This is a genomic window from Pantoea sp. Morm (assembly GCF_016643525.1).
GTDB classification, from domain to species: domain Bacteria; phylum Pseudomonadota; class Gammaproteobacteria; order Enterobacterales; family Enterobacteriaceae; genus Pantoea; species Pantoea dispersa.
Genome location: NZ_VOQX01000047.1, coordinates 20,554 through 38,988 on the forward strand (window position 1 = coordinate 20,554; position 18,435 = coordinate 38,988).

At 57.6% G+C, this 18,435-nt stretch carries 15 protein-coding genes and 1 other RNA gene; 5 read left to right on the forward strand and 11 right to left on the reverse strand.

Annotated elements, in window-relative coordinates; all coding sequences use genetic code 11:
* Positions 1 to 3: 3 nt before the first annotated feature.
* Together sufB and sufA are read right to left on the reverse strand one after the other, a co-directional pair.
* Positions 4 to 1,497: a Fe-S cluster assembly protein SufB gene (gene sufB / locus FT726_RS16535; protein ID WP_288422562.1), complete on the reverse strand. Its 1,494-nt coding sequence runs from the start codon at positions 1,495 to 1,497 to the stop codon at positions 4 to 6.
* 7 nt (positions 1,498 to 1,504) lie between these two features.
* The gene (gene sufA / locus FT726_RS16540; protein WP_010616252.1) at positions 1,505 to 1,879 is read right to left on the reverse strand and encodes a Fe-S cluster assembly scaffold SufA; all 375 of its coding nucleotides are present in this window, start codon (positions 1,877 to 1,879) and stop codon (positions 1,505 to 1,507) included.
* 390 nt (positions 1,880 to 2,269) lie between these two features.
* On the opposite strand from sufA, the gene FT726_RS16545 reads away from it, so the two are divergent.
* Positions 2,270 to 2,674, forward strand: a complete 405-nt coding sequence (locus FT726_RS16545; RefSeq protein ID WP_021506233.1) for a hypothetical protein — start codon at positions 2,270 to 2,272, stop codon at positions 2,672 to 2,674.
* Between the two features lie 30 nt (positions 2,675 to 2,704).
* Here FT726_RS16545 and FT726_RS16550 read toward each other — a convergent pair whose 3' ends face one another.
* A complete protein-coding gene (locus FT726_RS16550) occupies positions 2,705 to 5,758 on the reverse strand; it encodes an FAD-binding and (Fe-S)-binding domain-containing protein (RefSeq protein WP_346303087.1) in 3,054 nt (1,017 codons plus the stop codon).
* A gap of 204 nt (positions 5,759 to 5,962) precedes the next feature.
* Here FT726_RS16550 and ydiK point away from each other — a divergent pair, with 204 nt between their 5' ends.
* Positions 5,963 to 7,075, forward strand: coding sequence for an AI-2E family transporter YdiK (gene ydiK / locus FT726_RS16555; protein WP_282996566.1), 1,113 nt, complete (start codon positions 5,963 to 5,965; stop codon positions 7,073 to 7,075).
* Positions 7,076 to 7,405: 330 nt separating this feature from the next.
* Positions 7,406 to 7,513: antisense sRNA RprA (rprA, locus tag FT726_RS16560), an RNA gene on the forward strand.
* Positions 7,514 to 7,653: 140 nt separating this feature from the next.
* On the opposite strand, the gene ppsA is transcribed toward rprA, so the two are convergent.
* Positions 7,654 to 10,041 (reverse strand): phosphoenolpyruvate synthase, encoded by a 2,388-nt coding sequence (gene ppsA / locus FT726_RS16565; RefSeq protein ID WP_222985360.1) that lies wholly within the window; start codon positions 10,039 to 10,041, stop codon positions 7,654 to 7,656.
* Between the two features lie 447 nt (positions 10,042 to 10,488).
* Here ppsA and FT726_RS16570 point away from each other — a divergent pair, with 447 nt between their 5' ends.
* Together FT726_RS16570 and FT726_RS16575 are read left to right on the forward strand one after the other, a co-directional pair.
* Positions 10,489 to 11,316: a pyruvate, water dikinase regulatory protein gene (locus FT726_RS16570; RefSeq protein ID WP_021506237.1), complete on the forward strand. Its 828-nt coding sequence runs from the start codon at positions 10,489 to 10,491 to the stop codon at positions 11,314 to 11,316.
* Between the two features lie 150 nt (positions 11,317 to 11,466).
* The gene (locus FT726_RS16575; RefSeq protein ID WP_058780654.1) at positions 11,467 to 12,513 is read left to right on the forward strand and encodes a 3-deoxy-7-phosphoheptulonate synthase; all 1,047 of its coding nucleotides are present in this window, start codon (positions 11,467 to 11,469) and stop codon (positions 12,511 to 12,513) included.
* Positions 12,514 to 12,519: 6 nt separating this feature from the next.
* Here FT726_RS16575 and FT726_RS16580 read toward each other — a convergent pair whose 3' ends face one another.
* The 7 genes from FT726_RS16580 to ihfA all read right to left on the reverse strand — a co-directional run bounded on the left by FT726_RS16580 (position 12,520) and on the right by ihfA (position 18,390).
* Entirely contained in the window at positions 12,520 to 13,959 is a 1,440-nt protein-coding gene (locus FT726_RS16580) for a protein adenylyltransferase SelO (protein ID WP_346303088.1), read from the reverse strand.
* Between the two features lie 97 nt (positions 13,960 to 14,056).
* A complete protein-coding gene (locus FT726_RS16585; RefSeq protein WP_021506240.1) occupies positions 14,057 to 14,800 on the reverse strand; it encodes an EAL domain-containing protein in 744 nt (247 codons plus the stop codon).
* Between the two features lie 316 nt (positions 14,801 to 15,116).
* Positions 15,117 to 15,575, reverse strand: coding sequence for an NlpC/P60 family protein (locus tag FT726_RS16590; protein WP_021506241.1), 459 nt, complete (start codon positions 15,573 to 15,575; stop codon positions 15,117 to 15,119).
* A gap of 64 nt (positions 15,576 to 15,639) precedes the next feature.
* Positions 15,640 to 16,386 carry a vitamin B12 ABC transporter ATP-binding protein BtuD gene (gene btuD, locus FT726_RS16595; protein WP_282997004.1) on the reverse strand — a complete coding sequence of 249 codons (747 nt, stop codon included), beginning with the start codon at positions 16,384 to 16,386 and terminating at the stop codon, positions 15,640 to 15,642.
* Positions 16,386 to 16,931, reverse strand: a complete 546-nt coding sequence (locus FT726_RS16600) for a glutathione peroxidase (protein WP_058769691.1) — start codon at positions 16,929 to 16,931, stop codon at positions 16,386 to 16,388. The genes btuD and FT726_RS16600 overlap by 1 nt, the downstream gene beginning before the upstream one ends.
* A 39-nt stretch (positions 16,932 to 16,970) precedes the next feature.
* The gene (btuC, locus tag FT726_RS16605) at positions 16,971 to 17,954 is read right to left on the reverse strand and encodes a vitamin B12 ABC transporter permease BtuC (RefSeq protein ID WP_282997003.1); all 984 of its coding nucleotides are present in this window, start codon (positions 17,952 to 17,954) and stop codon (positions 16,971 to 16,973) included.
* Positions 17,955 to 18,087: 133 nt separating this feature from the next.
* Entirely contained in the window at positions 18,088 to 18,390 is a 303-nt protein-coding gene (gene ihfA / locus FT726_RS16610) for an integration host factor subunit alpha (RefSeq protein WP_021506246.1), read from the reverse strand.
* Positions 18,391 to 18,435: the final 45 nt, after the last annotated feature.

Here is an 18,435-nt window from a genome sequence, read left to right on the forward strand (position 1 = left end):
GCATCAGCCGACACTGTGCTCAAGGCTGATCGCTAACAATTTTTGCGCTTCCACGGCGAATTCCAGTGGCAGCTCGGAGAAAACGTCTTTACAGAAGCCGTTGACGATCATCGAGATCGCATCTTCTTCGCTAATGCCGCGCTGCAGGCAGTAGAACATCTGATCTTCACCGATGCGCGACGTCGTGGCTTCGTGCTCAAGCTGGGCGCTGTTGTTGCGCGTTTCCACGTACGGGAAGGTGTGCGCACCGCAGTCCGGCCCAATCAGCATCGAGTCACACTGGGTGAAGTTACGCGCGTTAGTCGCAGTCGGCATGATTTTCACCAGGCCGCGGTAGGTGTTCTGGCTCTTACCGGCTGAGATACCTTTCGAGATGATGGTCGATTTGGTGTTTTTACCAATGTGAATCATCTTGGTACCGGTATCGGCCTGCTGGCGACCGCTGGTCAGCGCGACGGAGTAGAATTCGCCCACTGAGTAATCACCGCGCAGGATGCAGCTCGGGTATTTCCAGGTGATGGCTGAGCCGGTCTCGGACTGCGTCCACGACATCTTGCTGTGATCGCCTTCACACAGCGCACGCTTGGTCACGAAGTTGAGGATACCCCCCTCGCCTTCTCCGCCCGGGAACCAGTTCTGCACCGTGGAGTATTTCACTTCGGCGTTTTTGTGGATGATCACTTCAACCACCGCTGCGTGCAGCTGGTAGGTGTCGCGCACCGGCGCTGAACAGCCTTCGATGTAGCTGACGTAGCTGTCTTCATCAGCAATCAGAATGGTACGTTCGAACTGGCCGGTTTTCGCCGCGTTGATGCGGAAATAGGTCGACAGCTCCATCGGGCAACGCACGCCTTTCGGGATGTAGACGAAGGTACCGTCGGACGCCACCGCCGAGTTGAGCGCAGCAAAGAAGTTATCGTTGTGCGGCACCACGGTGCCAAGATACTTCTGTACCAGCTCCGGATGATCGTGGATCGCTTCACCGAAGGAGCAGAAAATAATGCCCTGCTCAGCCAGCTTGTCACGATAAGTGGTCGACACGGACACCGAGTCGAAAATGGCGTCCACCGCCACTTCTCTGCCTTCACGCACCGGCACGCCCAGCTGGTTAAACGCGTCTTCCACTTCTTTGGTCAGGTAATCGCTGGAGGCGACGCTGCCGGACGTCTGGGTGGCACCCGGTTCAGAGGCACAGCTGTCATCGCAATTGCCGCAGGACGGCGCGGAATAGTAGCTGTAATCCTGATAATCGAGTTTGTCGTAGTGCGCTTTCAGCCAGTGTGGCTCTTCCATCTCCAGCCAGGCGCGAAACGCCTTGAGACGGAACTCCAGCATCCACTCGGGTTCGTTACGTTTGGCCGAAATGGCACGCACCACATCTTCATTGATGCCGTGTGCCAGTTCGTCGGTTTGCAGCTGGGTGAAGAAGCCTTCTTTATAGTTCAGGCTGCCTTCCCAGGTTTGTACATCGTCAGATGCTTCGCTGTGTCGTGACATATTTCACTTACTCGACGCCAAAGCTTTCACCGCACCCGCAGGCGTGCTGAGCTTTAGGGTTGTTGAATTTAAAAATCTGGTTCAGGCCTTCGCGGACATAATCCAGCTCGGTACCGTCAACAAACGGCATCGCCTGAAGCGGCACAAACAGTTTTGCGCCATATTGCTCGAACTGCAGGTCGTCATCGGCAGGCGCTTTCACCAGGTCCATAACGTACCCAAAACCGGCACAGCCGGACTGTTTCACACCCAGTTTCAGGCCCTTAACTTCCGGGTCCTGTTCCACCAGGCTGAGAATCTGTTTCGCTGCCGACTCGGTCAGCGTGAGCCCTTTCCAGACGAATTCGTCAGGTGAAAAAGACGCTGCATTTACTGATGACATAGTGCTACCTCGTAAGTCTGGGCCTTTTCAGGCTATCCCCCTATGGTAGTGATATCAGATATCACTTCAACCTCTTGTTTTGCAGGGATAATCATCTCGTGCTGTTTTTTACTGCTGCTTTATTAAGCATAGTCCCTTCCCACCAGCTTGTGCGCGCCATTCCCGCGCGCGCCGTCAAAACGTAACCTGTTCATAAGCCGTAAATTTTCCAGTTCGCTTTTTACGTTTATGCTCTGATTGATAGGTTACGCCTTTGCTGAATGTAAAGAGATTGTTATTGCCGATTTTTGTAACAGGCAAAGGAAATCAATAAAATTTCACGGCGGGAATTGCATTCCTGGCGCGGTTTAATATGATAATGATTATCATTAACCTACTTTGGGTGGCGACATGACGCTTTCCGTCTCAGCCTGGTTACAACACAAAATCGACGAATATAAGTTTTCGGTCCGCGATATCACCGTCGACTTCTATCTGGCTCAGGCAAAGCTCAACCGCACCGATTGTTCCATTGAACAACTGCGTCGTTTTAACGATACCTGTCTCGACATGGCCGAAATCTGCCAGCTGAACGGCGACGATCACAGCTACCTGCACGCGATGGGCAAGCTGCACCACCGCTTAGTACAGGAGATGGGCAATGCCGATCGCGATCGCCTGTTCCGTATTCAGGCTTACCAGCTGGCGCGCCTGTCGCTGACCCGTTTGTGTCATCAACTGGCGCTCAGCGGCGACTGGGACCAGGCTACCCGCCTGCAAAGTGATTTCGTCCGCCACGCAGGCTGGATATTCTAATCCAGCTTTGTGACGGCTCCTACAATTTGTTTACATCAATTCCAGCAAAGCCTGTAGCGGATGGCGCATACCGTTGCCCTCGGCGCGTTTCACCTGGCTGCGGCAGGAGAAGCCGGTCGCCAGACAGCGCTGACGCGGCAGCTTCTGCAGTTGCGGATGCCACGACAGTTCATAAATGCCCAGCGAGTTGGCCAGATTTTTACTCTCGTGACCATAAGTGCCGGCCATGCCACAGCAGCCCACGTTGATGTTCTCCAGCTTCGCGCCAAAGCGGGCAAAAATAGCCTGCCACTGATTGGGCGTCGACGGCAGCGCCGTGACCTCGGTGCAGTGGGCAAACAGATACCAGGCTTCGCCGCTGGCGATCTGCTCCTCGCGCCCGGCCAGCACGCCGTGCAGCCATTCATGCACCAGCTGCACACTGAACGTGCCGCGCTGCTCGCCCAGCACCTGCTGATACTCGTCGCGATAGCACAGCACCGTGGCCGGATCGACACCGACCATTGGCACGCCGAGCTGCGCCACCCGGTTGAGGAATTCAGCGGTTTTGCCGGCGGTGCGGGCAAAGCGCTGCAGAAAACCTTTCACGTGCTGCGCTTTCCCGTTAGGAGAGAACGGCAGCAGCACCGGCCGGTAGCCGAGTTTTTCAATCAGCCGGATGAAATCGGTCACCAGCTGCGCTTCGTAATAGCTGGTAAACGGATCCTGCACCACCAGCACGTGCTGTTCGCGCTGGGCCGCATCCATCGCCTCGAGTTGCTCCAGCGTGACCCGCATCGCCGGGTGGCCGCTCAGCTGCTGCTTCAGGCTCGGCGAGGAGAGCAGCGGCAGATCGACCATGCCGATGTGGCGCTGGCTGAGATCGCGCATCCACGGCTGTTTCAGGAAGAAGTTGAACACCCGCGGAGCTTTCGCCATCAGCGGCGCATAGCTTTCAACCGACGCCACCAGATGGTCGCTGACCGGGCGCAGATAGCGGGTGTGATAAAGCTGCAGGAAGCGCGAGCGGAAGTTCGGCACATCGATTTTAATCGGGCACTGCGTCGAGCAGGCTTTACACGCCAGGCAGCCGGACATCGCCTCTTTCACTTCATGCGAGAAGTCATATTCGCCCTGCTTCGCATGCCACGAATTGCGCGTGCGCTGAATCAGACTGCGCAGGCTGGCGCCCTGTGCTGGCAAGGCCTGCTCCAGCTTAAGCGGGTCAACGCCCTGCTCCGCCAGCAGGCGCAGCCACTCACGCGTTAGCGTGGCGCGTCCTTTTGGCGAGTGGATACGATTGCGGGTGATTTTCATCGACGGGCACATCGGGCTGCGCACGTCAAAGTTAAAGCACAGTCCGTTGCCGTTACACTCCATCGCGCCGCGCCAGTCATTGCGTACCGTCAGCGGAATCTGGCGATCCCAGCTGCCGCGCGTGGCCGCATCGACTTGCATCATGGGTTCGTCGTTACCCAGCGGCGTACAGATTTTGCCGGGGTTGAGACGGTTATCCGGATCGAACGCCGCTTTGATGCGGCGCAGCTCATTAAACAGCGTTTCGCCAAAGAACGCCGGACTGTACTGGGCACGGAAGCCTTTGCCGTGCTCGCCCCACAGCAGACCGCCGTAGCGCGCGGTAAGCGCCACCACTTCGTCCGAGATCTGCTTCATCAGCATCTCCTGCTGCGGATCGCACATGTCCAGCGCCGGACGCACGTGCAGCACGCCGGCATCCACGTGACCAAACATGCCATAGCTCAGGCCGTGGCTGTCGAGCAGCGCACGAAAATCCACAATGTAATCCGCCAGATGCTCCGGCGGCACGGCGGTATCCTCCACGAAAGGAATCGGTTTGGCGCGCCCTTTGGCGTTGCCAAGCAGACCCACCGCTTTTTTACGCATGTTATAGATGCGCTCAATGCCCGCCAGATCATCACACAGCTGATAGCCCATCACGCCACCCTGCTGCTGCGCCATCAGCTCATCCAGCCGCGCGCACAGCGTGGTCACCTGCTGCGCAATCAGCGCCGCATCGTCGCCGGCAAACTCGACAATATTCAGGCCGAGCATCTCTTTGCCTGGCACATCGGTGATCAGCTCGCTGACCGAATGCCAGACAATATCCTCGCGCGCCAGGTTCAGCACTTTCGAATCCACTGTCTCCACCGACAGGGCCTGCGCCTCGACCATAAAAGGTGCATTGCGCAGTGCGGAATCAAACGAATCGTACTTAATGTTCACCAGCCGGCGCACTTTGGGAATGGGTGTGATATCCAGCCGGGCTTCGGTGATAAAGGCCAGCGTGCCTTCGGCGCCGCACAACAGGCGCGTCAGGTCGAAAGTTTGCAAATCATCACTGAACACATGGCGCAGGTCATAACCGGTGAGGAAACGGTTCAGTTTGGGGAATTTTGCCAGAATCAGTTCACGCTGCTCGCGGCAGCGGTTAAGCACTGCTTTATAGATGCGCCCTTCAGCGGTCGGCGTCATGGCCAGCTGTTCCGCCAGCGCGGTGGGCATGGCGCGCGTATCAAGAATTTCGCCGCCCAGCAGCACGGCACGCAGGCCTTCGACGTGATCGGAGGTTTTACCATACACCAGCGATCCCTGACCGGAGGCATCGGTATTGATCATGCCGCCCAGCGTAGCGCGGTTACTGGTCGACAGCTCCGGAGAGAAGAAAAATCCGTACGGCCTGAGCCAGGCGTTGAGCTGGTCCTTCACCACGCCGGCTTCTACCCGCACCCAGCCCTGCTCGGTGTTGATCTCGAGGATGCGGTTCATGTAGCGCGACATGTCGACCACAATGCCCTGATTGAGCGACTGCCCGTTAGTGCCGGTACCGCCGCCGCGTGGGGTAAACACCAGGCTGTTGAAACGCGGCTCACCAGCCAGTCGGGCGATCAGCGCCACGTCCGCCGTTGAACGCGGAAACAGCGCCGCATCGGGCAGGAGCTGATAGATACTGTTATCGGTGGAGAGCGTGAGGCGGTCGGCATAGCTGGTCGCGGTGTCGCCGGTAAAACCTTGTTCTTTCAGCGACTGCAGGAATGTCAGCACCAGTTGAACGAGGCCTGGCGCCTGAGAAATCTGTGGGATCATTATTTCGTGACCGGGATGTTGTAAACGTTTGCGTGGTTAATTTTTTTCAGCTCTTGGTTGTATCACATTTTTTTGCCGCCCGCTGTTTTTTCAGGAAAACGGCCGCGTCGCGCTGCTTTTTCTGTTTAATTTTCAGGAAATAGATCATCATTGTGAAGGCGCCGCGGAGCGCCCTCCTGAAGGATTACTGAGGTCTGTGTTGTGATGAAAAGCCTGCAACGCGGTGTGGATCTACCGCAAATGTTGTTCTCGCTGATGTTTATTTTGCTGATGATCATTGCCTGTCTGTGGGTGGTGCAGCCGTTCATTCTCGGCTTCGCCTGGGCCAGCATGGTGGTGATTGCCACCTGGCCGCTGATGATTCGTCTGCAGCAACTGCTGTGGGGTCGCCGTTCGCTGGCGGTGATCGCCATGACGATTCTGCTGTTGCTGCTGTTTATTATTCCTATCGCGCTGCTGGTCAGCAGCCTGATTGATAACAGCGCGCCGGTGATCGCCTGGGCGACCCAGCGCCATCTGGTGCTGCCGGATCTCGCCTGGCTGCGCGATATTCCCTATGCCGGACGCAAACTCTATTCCAGCTACCATAAACTGATCGACGGCGGCGGCGCGGCGATCATGAGCCAGGTTCAGCCTTATATTGGTCGCACCACCGGCTTCTTTGTCGCCCAGGCCGGACACTTTGGCCGTTTCATGCTGCACCTTGCCCTGATGCTGCTGTTCAGCGTGCTGCTGTACTGGCGCGGTGAGCAGGTTGGTCTCGGCATCCGTCACTTTGCCTACCGCATGGGCGGACGGCGCGGTGACGCCGCCGTGCTGCTGGCCGGTCAGGCGATCCGGGCCGTGGCGCTCGGCGTAGTGGTGACTGCGCTGGTGCAGGGCGTGCTGGGCGGCATCGGCCTGGCGATTTCCGGCATTCCGTATGCCACGCTGCTGACCGTATTAATGATTCTTACCTGCCTGGTGCAGCTTGGACCGTTGATTGTGCTGGTGCCGGCAATTATCTGGCTCTACTGGAGCGGCGACACCACCTGGGGCACGGTGCTGTTAGTGTGGAGTTGCGTAGTCGGCACGCTGGATAACGTGCTGCGTCCGATGCTGATTCGCATGGGCGCCGATTTACCGATGATTCTGATACTTTCCGGCGTCATCGGCGGGCTGTTCGCCTTCGGTATGATTGGACTGTTTATCGGTCCGGTCGTACTGGCGGTCTCTTACCGGCTGGTTTCGGTGTGGATGCATGAAGCGCCGGCGCCGGATGACGATCCGGAAACGGCCATCGAAGCACTGGCCGAACACGAAGAGCCGCAGCCATAACGCGCTTCCGGCGCATAACCGGGCCTCAGGCCCGGTTTGCTTATCCGCTTTTCCCTCTCCGCACCCATCGCGATTTGCATTAGTCAGCCGTGGTTAACACTCATTAATCCGTACCACTTAATTTCGCGACACAATAATTTTTTCCATTAGTGATTTTTAAGAAAAAACGCACTTTTCAGCGTTTAAGCCCGATCGGACCGATAAAATGATTATTTTTCGCACTGATTCCTGTGCCGGATGGGTCATAAAACGTAATGAAAGATTATCAGCTTTAAACTAATAAGAGGATTCTTAAAGACGCCAGCGGCGGCGGTGAATAACATGTTCACTATGTTTTAAATCAAGCCACTGATTTTTAAACAACCTTTTTCCCCTGAGTAAAGTGAAGAATTGCTGTGTGTAGTCTTTGCCCATCCCCTGTGATGGGCTTTTTTTTGCCTGCAATTCAGCGATAAACAGCGCGGTCCGGCGGCGAACGCCGTCAGCGCTGGGTTTATGGCAATCTTAAGTGATGAAAAGTGGAATGGGATATGGGACAGGTGCCCGACGGTTGCCGGGCACCAGGCAGGTATAACAGATTACGCTTTGGCCGCGTCCAGCTCAGCCAGGCTTAACCAGGTTTCCACCACGGTATCCGGATTGAGCGACAGGCTGTCGATGCCCTGCTCCATCAGCCAGGCAGCAAAGTCCTGATGATCTGAAGGCCCCTGGCCGCAGATGCCGACGTATTTGCCCTGCTTCTTCGCTGCCTGAATCGACATCGACAGCAGTGCCTTCACCGCATCGTTACGCTCATCAAACAGCGCCGACACCACGCCGGAGTCGCGATCCAGCCCCAGCGCCAGCTGCGTCATGTCGTTGGAGCCGATAGAGAAGCCGTCAAAGTGCTGCAGGAACTGCTCTGCCAGCAGCGCGTTGGACGGGATCTCACACATCATGATCACCTTCAGTCCGTTCTCGCCGCGTTTCAGGCCCTGCTTCGCCAGCTCGGCCACCACGGCCTCGGCCTGATCGACGGTGCGTACAAACGGCACCATGATCTCAACGTTAGTCAGCCCCATCTCGTTGCGCACGCGCTTCACGGCTTCACACTCCAGCGCAAAGCAGTCGCGGAAGCTGTCGGCCACGTAGCGTCCGGCGCCGCGGAAGCCCAGCATCGGGTTTTCCTCTTCCGGCTCGTAACGCTCGCCGCCGACCAGGTTGGCATACTCGTTGGTTTTGAAATCCGACAACCGCACAATAACGCGCTTCGGCGCGAAGGCCGCGCCCAGCGTGGCGATCCCTTCGGTCAGCCGCGCGATGTAGAACTCCACCGGATCGTCAAAGCCTTTCATCATCTGACCAATCTGCGCCTGCAGTTCCGGCGTCTGCTGATCAAACTCCAGCAGGGCTTTCGGGTGCACGCCAATCATGCGGTTGATGATGAACTCCAGACGTGCCAGACCAACGCCCTCGTTGGGCAGGCAGGCAAAGTCAAACGCGCGATCCGGGTTACCGACGTTCATCATAATTTTCAGCGGCAGATCCGGCATGGTATCAACCTGCGAGCTGGTGACTTCAAAGTCCAGCAGATCGTTATACACATAGCCGGTATCGCCTTCGGCGCATGACACCGTGACCTTATGACCGTCCTTCAGGTGCTCAGTGGCGTCACCACAGCCCACCACCGCCGGAATGCCCAGCTCGCGCGCAATGATTGCCGCGTGACAGGTCCGCCCGCCGCGGTTGGTGACGATCGCCGACGCCTTCTTCATGATCGGTTCCCAGTCCGGGTCGGTCATGTCGGTGACCAGTACATCGCCTTTTTCGATGCGGTGCATCTCGCTGATGTCGTGAATCACCTTCACTTCACCGGCACCGATGCGATGGCCGATGGCCCGGCCTTCCACCAGCACGCTGCCTTTGCCCTGCAGGCTGTAGCGTTCCATCACCTGTCCGTTGGAACGCACCGTTTCCGGCCGCGCCTGCACAATGAACAGTTTGCCGGTGTGGCCATCTTTGGCCCACTCAATATCCATCGGACGCTGATAGTGCTGCTCAATCAGCACCGCCTGGCGCGCCAGCGCCTGCACTTCGTCATCGGTCAGGCTAAAGCGGTCTCGCTGTTCCTGTTCCACGTCCTCAATGCGCACCTGTTCGCCGTGCTCCTGCGAATCGGCATACACCATGCGAATCTTCTTCGAGCCCAGGGTACGGCGCACAATCGCCGGGCGATTAGCGGCCAGCGTCGGTTTGTGCACGTAAAACTCATCCGGGTTGACCGCGCCCTGCACCACCATTTCGCCAAGACCGAACGCCGAGGTGATAAACACCACCTGGTCGAAGCCGGATTCGGTATCAATGGTGAACATCACGCCGGAGGAGGCGAGATCGGAACGTACCATGCGCTGTACACCGGCCGAGAGTGCCACGCCACGGTGGTCGTAGCCCTGATGCACGCGGTATGAAATGGCGCGATCGTTAAACAGCGAGGCGAATACGTGCTTCACGGCCACCAGCACCGCGTCGAAGCCCTGCACGTTAAGGAACGTTTCCTGCTGGCCGGCAAACGAGGCATCGGGCATATCCTCGGCGGTGGCCGAAGAGCGCACCGCAAAGGAGGCTTCGGCGTCATCAGCAGAAAGTTGTTCATAGGCGCTGCGGATCGCCGCTTCCAGCTCTGGCTGGAAAGGCGTATCCACCACCCATTGACGAATCTGTTTGCCGGCCTGCGCCAGCGCTGCAACATCATCAATATCCGTGTTGTCCAGCAATGCATAAATACGCTGGTTCAGTCCGCTTTGGTCGAGAAACTGATTAAAAGCGTAAGATGTCGTCGCGTAGCCGTTTGGCACGGATACCCCGAGCGACGACAAATTGGTAATCATTTCTCCCAGGGAAGCATTCTTGCCCCCTACCCGATCAACATCATGCATGCCAAGCTGGTTGTACCAGAGCACTAGCGACTGTTGGTCTTGATTGGACATTGAGATTATCCTTTTAAATGATTGGAGCACATGGAACATTTTGCTATTCGCCAAATCAGCCTGGCACAATCAATTAATAAAGACTAAGTGTTGAATCGTTAAAGCAGAAAATCAGCGTTAAAATCGGATTACTCCCCGAAAAGCGCCTTGTTGCGCAACGTAGCTATTTTTGCCAACCTATTGGCAATGCGATATTTTTCACTTTTTCATGAGGTTAGCCGCGTTTTTTGTTGCGCAACGCTTGCCGTTTTTATTTTGCGCCCGCGCGGGCAAAAGCGAGAAATTAGCGCTGAACAACCCGGCTTTTCATCTATGATGGGTAATCAGCGCAGCGTAAAAATAGATCATTCGCCGGCCAGATATGGATATTTCATTTTACCCTTAGTGAAAATGAAATATTTTAGGTGATAATGTTACGCAAAAGTAAACAAAAGCATGAGGTCAACCATGAGCACTGAACGCAGCGTATTCTATATCTCTGACGGCACCGCCATCACCGCGGAAGTGCTGGGCCACGCGGTGCTGTCGCAGTTTCCGGTGAATACCAACAGCGTGACGCTGCCGTTCGTGGAGAATGTGCAGCGCGCCCAGGCGGTGAAAGCCCAGATCAATGCGCTCTACCAGCAGAGCGGCGTGCGTCCGCTGGTGTTTTTCTCGATTGTCACACCAGAGGTGCGCGACATCATTCTGGAGAGCGAAGGCTTCTGCCAGGACATCGTGCAGGCGCTGGTGGCACCGCTGCAGAGCGAACTGGGCGTGGCCTCGATGCCGGTGGCGCACCGTACCCACGGCCTGACCGCCAGTAACTTAGGCAAATACGATGCCCGCATCGCCGCGATTGATTACACCCTGGCGCACGATGACGGTATTTCGCTGCGCGGGCTGGAAGATGCGCAGGTGATTCTGCTGGGGGTATCGCGCTGCGGCAAAACCCCGACCAGCCTGTACCTGGCGATGCAGTTTGGTGTACGCGCGGCTAACTATCCGTTCATCGCTGATGACATGGATAACCTAAAGCTGCCGCCTGCGCTGCGCGCCCATCAGCACAAGCTGTTTGGCCTGACCATCGATCCGGAACGGCTGGCGGCGATTCGTCAGGAGCGCGCTGAAAATACCCGTTATGCGTCGATGCGTCAGTGCCGGCTGGAGGTCGGTGAAGTGGAGGCGCTGTTCCGCACCCATCAGATTCGCTATCTCAACAGCACTAATTACTCTGTCGAAGAGATCGCCACCAAAATCCTCGACATCATGGGCCTGCGCCGCAGCATGTACTGACCTCACCTGCCAGGTTGTAAAGCCTGGCTGCCGTCAGTAATGAATAGCCTTTTGATTTAGCTGGTTGAATTCACGGGCTAATGGTTTATTGTGATCATCATCACTTCCCGGTATTTCACCGCTGCGAAGAACAGATTTTTGAGAATCCCAATGAACAAAACTGATGAACTGCGCACCGCGCGCATCGGCACGCTGCTGACGCCGGCCGCGCTGGCGCAACAACACCCCATTTCGGCGGCGATTGCCGCTAACGTTACCGCCGCGCGTCAGCGCATCGCGCGCATCCTGACCGGTGAAGATCCACGCCTGCTGGTGATTATCGGCCCCTGCTCGCTGCACGACCCAAAGGCCGCGCTGGAGTACGCAGAGCGTCTCAGTCTGCTGCGTGAACAGCACAAGGACCGGCTGGAAATTGTGATGCGTGCCTACTTTGAGAAGCCGCGCACCGTAGTCGGCTGGAAAGGTCTGATTTCCGATCCGGATCTCGATGGCAGCTTCGACGTCAACCGCGGCATCGCTATCGCGCGCCAGCTGCTGCTGGATATCAACGCCATCGGCATGCCAACCGCCACGGAATTCCTCGATATGGTGATCGGCCAGTTTATTGCCGACCTGATCAGCTGGGGCGCGATTGGCGCGCGCACCACCGAGAGCCAGATTCACCGTGAAATGGCCTCGGCGCTCTCCTGCCCGGTGGGCTTCAAGAATGGCACCGACGGCAATGTGCAGATCGCGGTTGATGCGATTCGCGCCGCGCGCGTCAGCCATATGTTCCTGTCACCTGACAAAACCGGGCAGATGACGATTTATCAGACCAGCGGCAACCCGCACGGTCACGTGATCCTGCGCGGCGGGCGTCAGCCGAACTATCACGCTGAAGATGTCGCCGCTGCGGCCGCCAACCTGCGCGACTTCAACCTGCCGGAACAGCTGGTGATCGACTTCAGCCACGGCAACTGCCTGAAGCAGCATCGCCGCCAGCGCGATGTGGCGCAGGACGTGGCGGCGCAGATCCGGGCCGGTTCGCGGGCAGTGGCGGGAGTGATGATTGAGAGTTTCCTGCAGGAGGGGAATCAGAAAGTGGTGAGCGGCCAGCCGCTGACCTACGGCCAGTCGATTACCGATCCGTGCCTCGGCTGGGATGATAGCGCGGAGGTGCTGGCGCTGCTGGCGGCTGCCGTGGACAGCCGCTTCTGATGCCTGCTAGCTGGAGCAGCTCACCTCCAGCGTTTTTCCCCACTCCGGCGGCCGCTGGCGCAGTTCCGGACTGATGGCCGCCTCGTTAAACGGCTGCTGCAGCGCCAGATGTAATCTGGCCAGCGCCGCCGTTTCCCCCTGCTCAACCTCATCGATCACCTGCTGGGCCAGATAGTTGCGCAACACCAGCGCCGGGTTAGCCGCTTTCATGACTGCCTGACGCTGCGCATCGCTGACGCCATCCTGCAGCAGGCGCTGGCGATAGCCGTGATACCAGCGGTCGAAGGCGTCACGGTCGATGAACTCATCGCGCAGCGGTGAACGCGTCTCTGTCTGCTGCGTCTCGCTCAGCAGGCGGAACGTCAGGGTGTAATCGCTGTGCTCTGCCGTCATCAGCGCCAGCAGGTCAGTGAGAATGGCGTTATCCCCCGCATCGGCGGTCAGCAACCCGAGCTTCGCGCGCATTTTCTCGCCCCACACCCGCATCAGCTCGCTTTCGTAATGGCTGAGCGCCTGTTTCAACTGTTCCGTGCTCAGCAAACCGGACAGCGCATGCGCCAGGCGGTTAAGATTCCACAAGCCGATCATCGGCTGGTTGCTGAAGGCGTAGCGCCCCTGATAATCGCTGTGATTACAGATGAAATCCGCATTGTAGTCATCAAGGAAACCATAAGGCCCGTAATCGAGCGTCAGGCCGAGGATCGACATATTATCGGTATTCATCACGCCATGTGCGAAGCCGACGCTCTGCCACTGCGCAATCAGGCTGGCGGTGCGTTTGACGATATCGGTAAACCACAACAGATAACGATCGGCCTCCTGCTCCAGCTGCGGCCAGTGATGATGAATCGCGTAATCCGCCAGCTGGCGCACTTTCTCCGGCTCGCCGCCGTAATAGAAATGCTCAAAGTGACCAAAGCGCAGATGGCTGTCGGCGATGCGCATCAGCATTGCGCCGCGCTCGCGGGTTTCACGCTGGACCGGTTCGTCGCCAATGGCCAGCGCCAGCGCGCGCGTGGTCGGGATGCCAAGATGGTGCAGTGCTTCCGAGGCGAGAAACTCGCGCACGCTGGAGCGGATCACCGCGCGGCCATCGCCCATGCGTGAATAGGGGGTAAGCCCCGCGCCTTTCAGATGCCAGTCAAGTTTGCGGCCGTCGGCCAGTTGCTGTTCGCCCAGCAGCAGACCGCGTCCGTCACCCAGCTGACCGGCCCACACGCCAAACTGGTGCCCGCTGTAGACCTGCGCCAGCGGCGACATGCCGGGAAGCAACGCTGCGCCATACCACACGCCGTGGCCCTGGCCAGCAAACAGCGCGGCATCCAGGCCCATCTCCTGCGCCAGCGGGGCATTGTGATAACACAGCCGCCCGCCAGCAAGCGGCGTTGGGTCCAGCGCGGTGTAGAATCCCGGCAACGTCTGCTGCCAGCTATTAATAAATTGCATCGACACTCCGGAAGGTGCGCAACGGTGCGCCACCCGCATTGCGTTTAAAGATAAAGCGTAGTCTACCGTCGGGGTGACGGAGAAGACAGATGAAAGGTTACTGCTGTGAAGGCGTGGTGAGCGTGACGTGCGGATAGATGAGATCGCTTAACCGTTCCGCTTTAACCACCGGGAACAGACTGCCCTGCAGCTGCGCGCCGCTCAGGGAACTGACTTTCTCCAGCAAGGCATTATCGTCAACACCACAAATAATTATTTGCGGGGCGTAAGCGGAAAAATTATCGATAACAGTCTGAATAAATGGCGTAAATGAGGCACGTTTCGCCAGCGCATGAATAAACGCTTTGTCCATTTTTAACACGCTAAACAGATTTTCGTATACTGCCGTAGCCGGTGCTTTTCCTGCCCCAAATTGAGAAAGCGATAAGCGAAATTCCTGTTGCAGGCGTGCTAACAGCGGCTGCTTTTTACCAGCCGATAATTGCGGAAACGTTTCACTGATATCCAAAACAATAAAGGGAAGTTGTTTAAATTTCCTTAAGAGAAACTCACTGGCCAATAGCGTCGTGGCCATAGATTCATCAATACGAACCAGCGCGATAATTTGATGTAACTCAAAAAAGTCACGGTACTTTTCCAGCAGCACTAACTGGCTCTGCAGCAAACGTAATTGCTGGGCATCGTCAAGCTGCGGCAACAGCAAGTCCTGCGGCAGCGTAATCGGCGCACTGTCATGAACAAACTGGGTGACCAGCTCAACCGCAGTGAGCTGGCCCGCCAGAGAATAGGCAGGATAAAACCAGGTTTCCGACTGATAGTCGGCAGATAAATGGACTTTCATTTTTTACAGCCAGATGCAGTGGCAATTGGCGCATCGTATATCAATGAAAACGGTCAGGCAATAGGACCAAACGTTAGAAGAGACGCCGTTTTCTGTCTAATTACCGACTTTTCTGCATCAAATAATACTTAAGCCAAATGATCCAGGTTAATGTCCATACTGATTAAATTCACTGACGTCTATTTTTAGTCGCAAACCCGATTGCGGTAAAGTGCCATTTTAAATGAGAGTTATATCTGGCGGAAAAAAAACAAATAAATCGGATCAAAACCCACCTGTTTATTACGCCTTTTTTAACACTAATGGGTTAAGCGGATTAGATGCGACGCGCCTGCCAGAATACTTTGCGCCAGTAAACATTATCCAGCGAGGAGCGGATCACGCCCTGGCTGGTGGAAGCGTGAATGAAGGTATTGTCGGTGTCATAGATGCCTACGTGCAGGCCATTTTCGCCGCTGCCGGTTTTGAAAAATACCAGGTCGCCGGGCAGCAGATCGCTTTTATCGATGCGCGTGCCGATATCAGTCTGATCAATCGTTGAGCGCGGCAGCTGCAGGTCAAAGCGGTCACGAAAGGTCAGGTAGACAAAGCCAGAGCAATCCACGCCACCACGGCTTAATCCGCCATAGCGATAAGGTGTACCGCGCCAGCGGCTGAGCTGATCGTTAAGTTGCGCAATTACGGTGATGGAGTCAGACAGACGGCCATTGGGCGGCGGCGCATGATGGCTACAGCCCGCCAGCAGCAACACGAGGAGAAACAGGGTCAGCCGCATCAGAATAGTCCTTAAAAACGTCGTCCGGCTGACACTGTAGCGACAAAGCGGCGCGGCGCGCAAGTCAGGGAAGATAAAGCAGCGGCCCCTGTGGCGTCTCCAGCTGCACGAATTCGGCCTGATAAAGCGGTGCCAGTCGCTCGGCGGTCAGCACCTCACGGGCCCTGCCCTGACTGACTACGCGGCCCTGATGCATCAGCCAGACGCGATCGGCATGGCGCAGACTGTGGTTGAGATCGTGTCCGCTGGCGACAATGGCGATGCCGGCCTCGCTGAGCTGCAACAGCAGCTTATCCACCGCGCGCTGCTGTGCGATGTCAAGCGCGGTGAGCGGCTCATCCAGAATCAGTAACGCACCGCGCGGATTAATTGCCGGATGGATCTGCAGCACCACCGCCGCCAGGCGCACCCGCTGCCACTCACCGCCGGAGAGCTGCGCCAGCGGACGCGTCAGCTTATCCTGCAAGCCAAGCTGCTGCAGCAGGTCAGTGAGCGTCGCCTGCGCGTTATCGCCGCCCGGCGGGCTGTGCAGCCGCAGATAGTGCCACACCGGCAGCGCCGCAGGCGCCGGCTGCTGCTGCGGGAGCCAGGCGCGCTGCTGTGCCAGTGCGGCACCCGACCAGCTTTGCAGCGGCTGGCCGGCCAGCGTCAACTGCCCTTCGGCGTCGAGCAGGCCAGCGAGCGCAGTCAGCAGCGTGCTCTTGCCGGCGCCGTTAGGGCCGACCACGTGCACGCGCTCACCGCGGCAGAGCGTCAGGTTCCCCGCGCTCAGCCGTCCAGGCACGCGCAGGTCGTGGCACTGCAGCAGCATTACGCCGCCAGCGCCTGCTCAATGCGCTTCAGAATGATCGGATCGTCCGGCGTCATGTCCGGCGAGAAGCGCGCAATCACCTCACCCTGTTTGTTGATGAGGAACTTTTCGAAATTCCACAGGATATCGCCCGGCGCTTTCGGCGCGCGGCCTTTGCTCTCCATGCGCTCAAGGAAACCGCTGCCTGCCGGGCGTTCGGCTTCCGGCTGCGCGGCGACCAGCTGACGGTACAGCGGATGACGCTGCTCGCCGTTAACCTCCGTTTTGTCGAACAGCGGGAAGGTTACGCCGTATGTGGTGCTGCAGAAGGTTTTGATCTCTTCGTTGCTGCCCGGTTCCTGCTCAAGAAACTGATTACAGGGGAAGCCCAGCACGCTGAAATCTTTGTCCTGCCAGGCCTTCTGCAGCGACTCCAGCTGTTCATACTGCGGCGTCAGGCCGCATTTTGATGCTACGTTAACCACCAGCAGCACCTTGCCCTGATACTGTGCCAGCGTGGTTTTTTCACCGTCCAGCGTAACCAGTTCTGTCTGATAAAGGCTCATCGTCGATTCCCGTTGTTGATTGCACTGTGCCAGCCGCAGCTAGCGCGAAGACTTTACTAATAACATGATAAACAGCGGCGCGCCGAGCGTGGCAGTGACCACCCCAATCGGCAGCTCGGCCGAGGTCAGCACCAGCCGTGCCAGAATGTCCGCCGCCAGCAGTACCGCCGCGCCCGCCAGCGCCGCGGCCGGCAGCAGGGAGCGATGATCGCTCAGGCCGCTGAGGCGCAGCAGATGGGGGATAACCAGTCCGACAAATCCAATCGCACCGGCCATCGCCACGCTGACGCCCACCAGCCAGCCCATCGCCAGCACCAGCAGATTGCGCCACAGCAGCAGTGGCAGGCCGAGCTGCCGCGCCGACACCTCCCCCAGCGCCAGCAGATTAAGCGTCCGGGCGCTGGCCAGCAGCGCCAGCGTCACCGGCAGCAACGCCAGCATCATCCAGCCGTAGCGCCAGTCGATGCCGCTAAAGCCCCCCATCATCCAGTACATCAGCTGGCGCAGATCGAGGCTGGTGCTAAAGTACACCGCCCACGTCATGATGGCGCTACAGATAATGCCGAGCGCCACGCCGGTCAGCAGCAGACGGCTGGCCGACAGCTGACGATGGGCAAAATGCAGCAGAATCAGCGTGATCAGCAGCGCGCCCGCCATCGCTGCCAGCGCCAGGCTCCACAGTGCGCCGTTACCCAGCAGCACCGCCAGCACCAGGCCGATGCCGGCGCCGTTCGATACGCCCAGCAGCCCGGGCTCCGCCAGCGGATTGTTGAACAGCGCCTGCATCACCACGCCGCAGACTGCCAGCGCCGCGCCCACCAGCAGCACCGCCAGAGTGCGCGGCAGGCGCAGCTGCCAGACGAACAGATCGCCGCTGGCAGAAAACCATTGCAGCGGAGAAATCCAGCTGTCGCCCGTGCACAGACTGAGCACCAGTAGCAGCAGCACTGCGGCAGTAAGCGCGCCGAGCCAGCGCCGGCTGCGACGGTCGGCCTGTTGGGCCAGCTGATCCAGCAGAGTCATAAGTAAGATTGGCAGAGAAAACAGAGATTTGATTGTAGAGAGATTACGCTAAAAAGAAAGCCGCGCCTGCAGCGTGCTGCCGGGATTGCGCGCATAAAAAAGGCCGCTGAGCGGCCTTTTTGTCATACTGAAATCAGTCAGCATCCTTGGGTGACGCGTTCTCCACGCGACTTTTCAACTTCTGCCCCGGACGGAATGTCACCACGCGGCGGGCGGTGATTGGAATATCTTCCCCCGTCTTCGGGTTACGGCCCGGACGCTGGTTTTTGTCACGCAGATCAAAATTACCAAATCCGGACAGTTTTACCTGTTCTCCGTTTTCCAACGCGCGGCGAACTTCTTCGAAAAAAAGCTCTACCAACTCTTTGGCATCGCGTTTGCTCAACCCGAGTTTTTCAAACAGGTACTCTGACATTTCAGCTTTTGTAAGCGCCATAGGTTCAATCCCTCAAGGTTGCCTGGAATCGCTCTTTTAATGCTG

What these genes read in the sequence shown, in the direction of transcription:
- sufB (WP_288422562.1), bottom strand. Translation starts at nt 1,497, where the DNA reads ATGTCACGACACAGCGAAGCATCTGACGATGTACAAACCTGGGAAGGC.
- sufA (WP_010616252.1), bottom strand. Translation starts at nt 1,879, where the DNA reads ATGTCATCAGTAAATGCAGCGTCTTTTTCACCTGACGAATTCGTCTGG.
- FT726_RS16545 (WP_021506233.1), top strand. Translation starts at nt 2,270, where the DNA reads ATGACGCTTTCCGTCTCAGCCTGGTTACAACACAAAATCGACGAATAT.
- FT726_RS16550 (WP_346303087.1), bottom strand. Translation starts at nt 5,758, where the DNA reads ATGATCCCACAGATTTCTCAGGCGCCAGGCCTCGTTCAACTGGTGCTG.
- ydiK (WP_282996566.1), top strand. Translation starts at nt 5,963, where the DNA reads ATGAAAAGCCTGCAACGCGGTGTGGATCTACCGCAAATGTTGTTCTCG.
- ppsA (WP_222985360.1), bottom strand. Translation starts at nt 10,041, where the DNA reads ATGTCCAATCAAGACCAACAGTCGCTAGTGCTCTGGTACAACCAGCTT.
- FT726_RS16570 (WP_021506237.1), top strand. Translation starts at nt 10,489, where the DNA reads ATGAGCACTGAACGCAGCGTATTCTATATCTCTGACGGCACCGCCATC.
- FT726_RS16575 (WP_058780654.1), top strand. Translation starts at nt 11,467, where the DNA reads ATGAACAAAACTGATGAACTGCGCACCGCGCGCATCGGCACGCTGCTG.
- FT726_RS16580 (WP_346303088.1), bottom strand. Translation starts at nt 13,959, where the DNA reads ATGCAATTTATTAATAGCTGGCAGCAGACGTTGCCGGGATTCTACACC.
- FT726_RS16585 (WP_021506240.1), bottom strand. Translation starts at nt 14,800, where the DNA reads ATGAAAGTCCATTTATCTGCCGACTATCAGTCGGAAACCTGGTTTTAT.
- FT726_RS16590 (WP_021506241.1), bottom strand. Translation starts at nt 15,575, where the DNA reads ATGCGGCTGACCCTGTTTCTCCTCGTGTTGCTGCTGGCGGGCTGTAGC.
- btuD (WP_282997004.1), bottom strand. Translation starts at nt 16,386, where the DNA reads ATGCTGCTGCAGTGCCACGACCTGCGCGTGCCTGGACGGCTGAGCGCG.
- FT726_RS16600 (WP_058769691.1), bottom strand. Translation starts at nt 16,931, where the DNA reads ATGAGCCTTTATCAGACAGAACTGGTTACGCTGGACGGTGAAAAAACC.
- btuC (WP_282997003.1), bottom strand. Translation starts at nt 17,954, where the DNA reads ATGACTCTGCTGGATCAGCTGGCCCAACAGGCCGACCGTCGCAGCCGG.
- ihfA (WP_021506246.1), bottom strand. Translation starts at nt 18,390, where the DNA reads ATGGCGCTTACAAAAGCTGAAATGTCAGAGTACCTGTTTGAAAAACTC.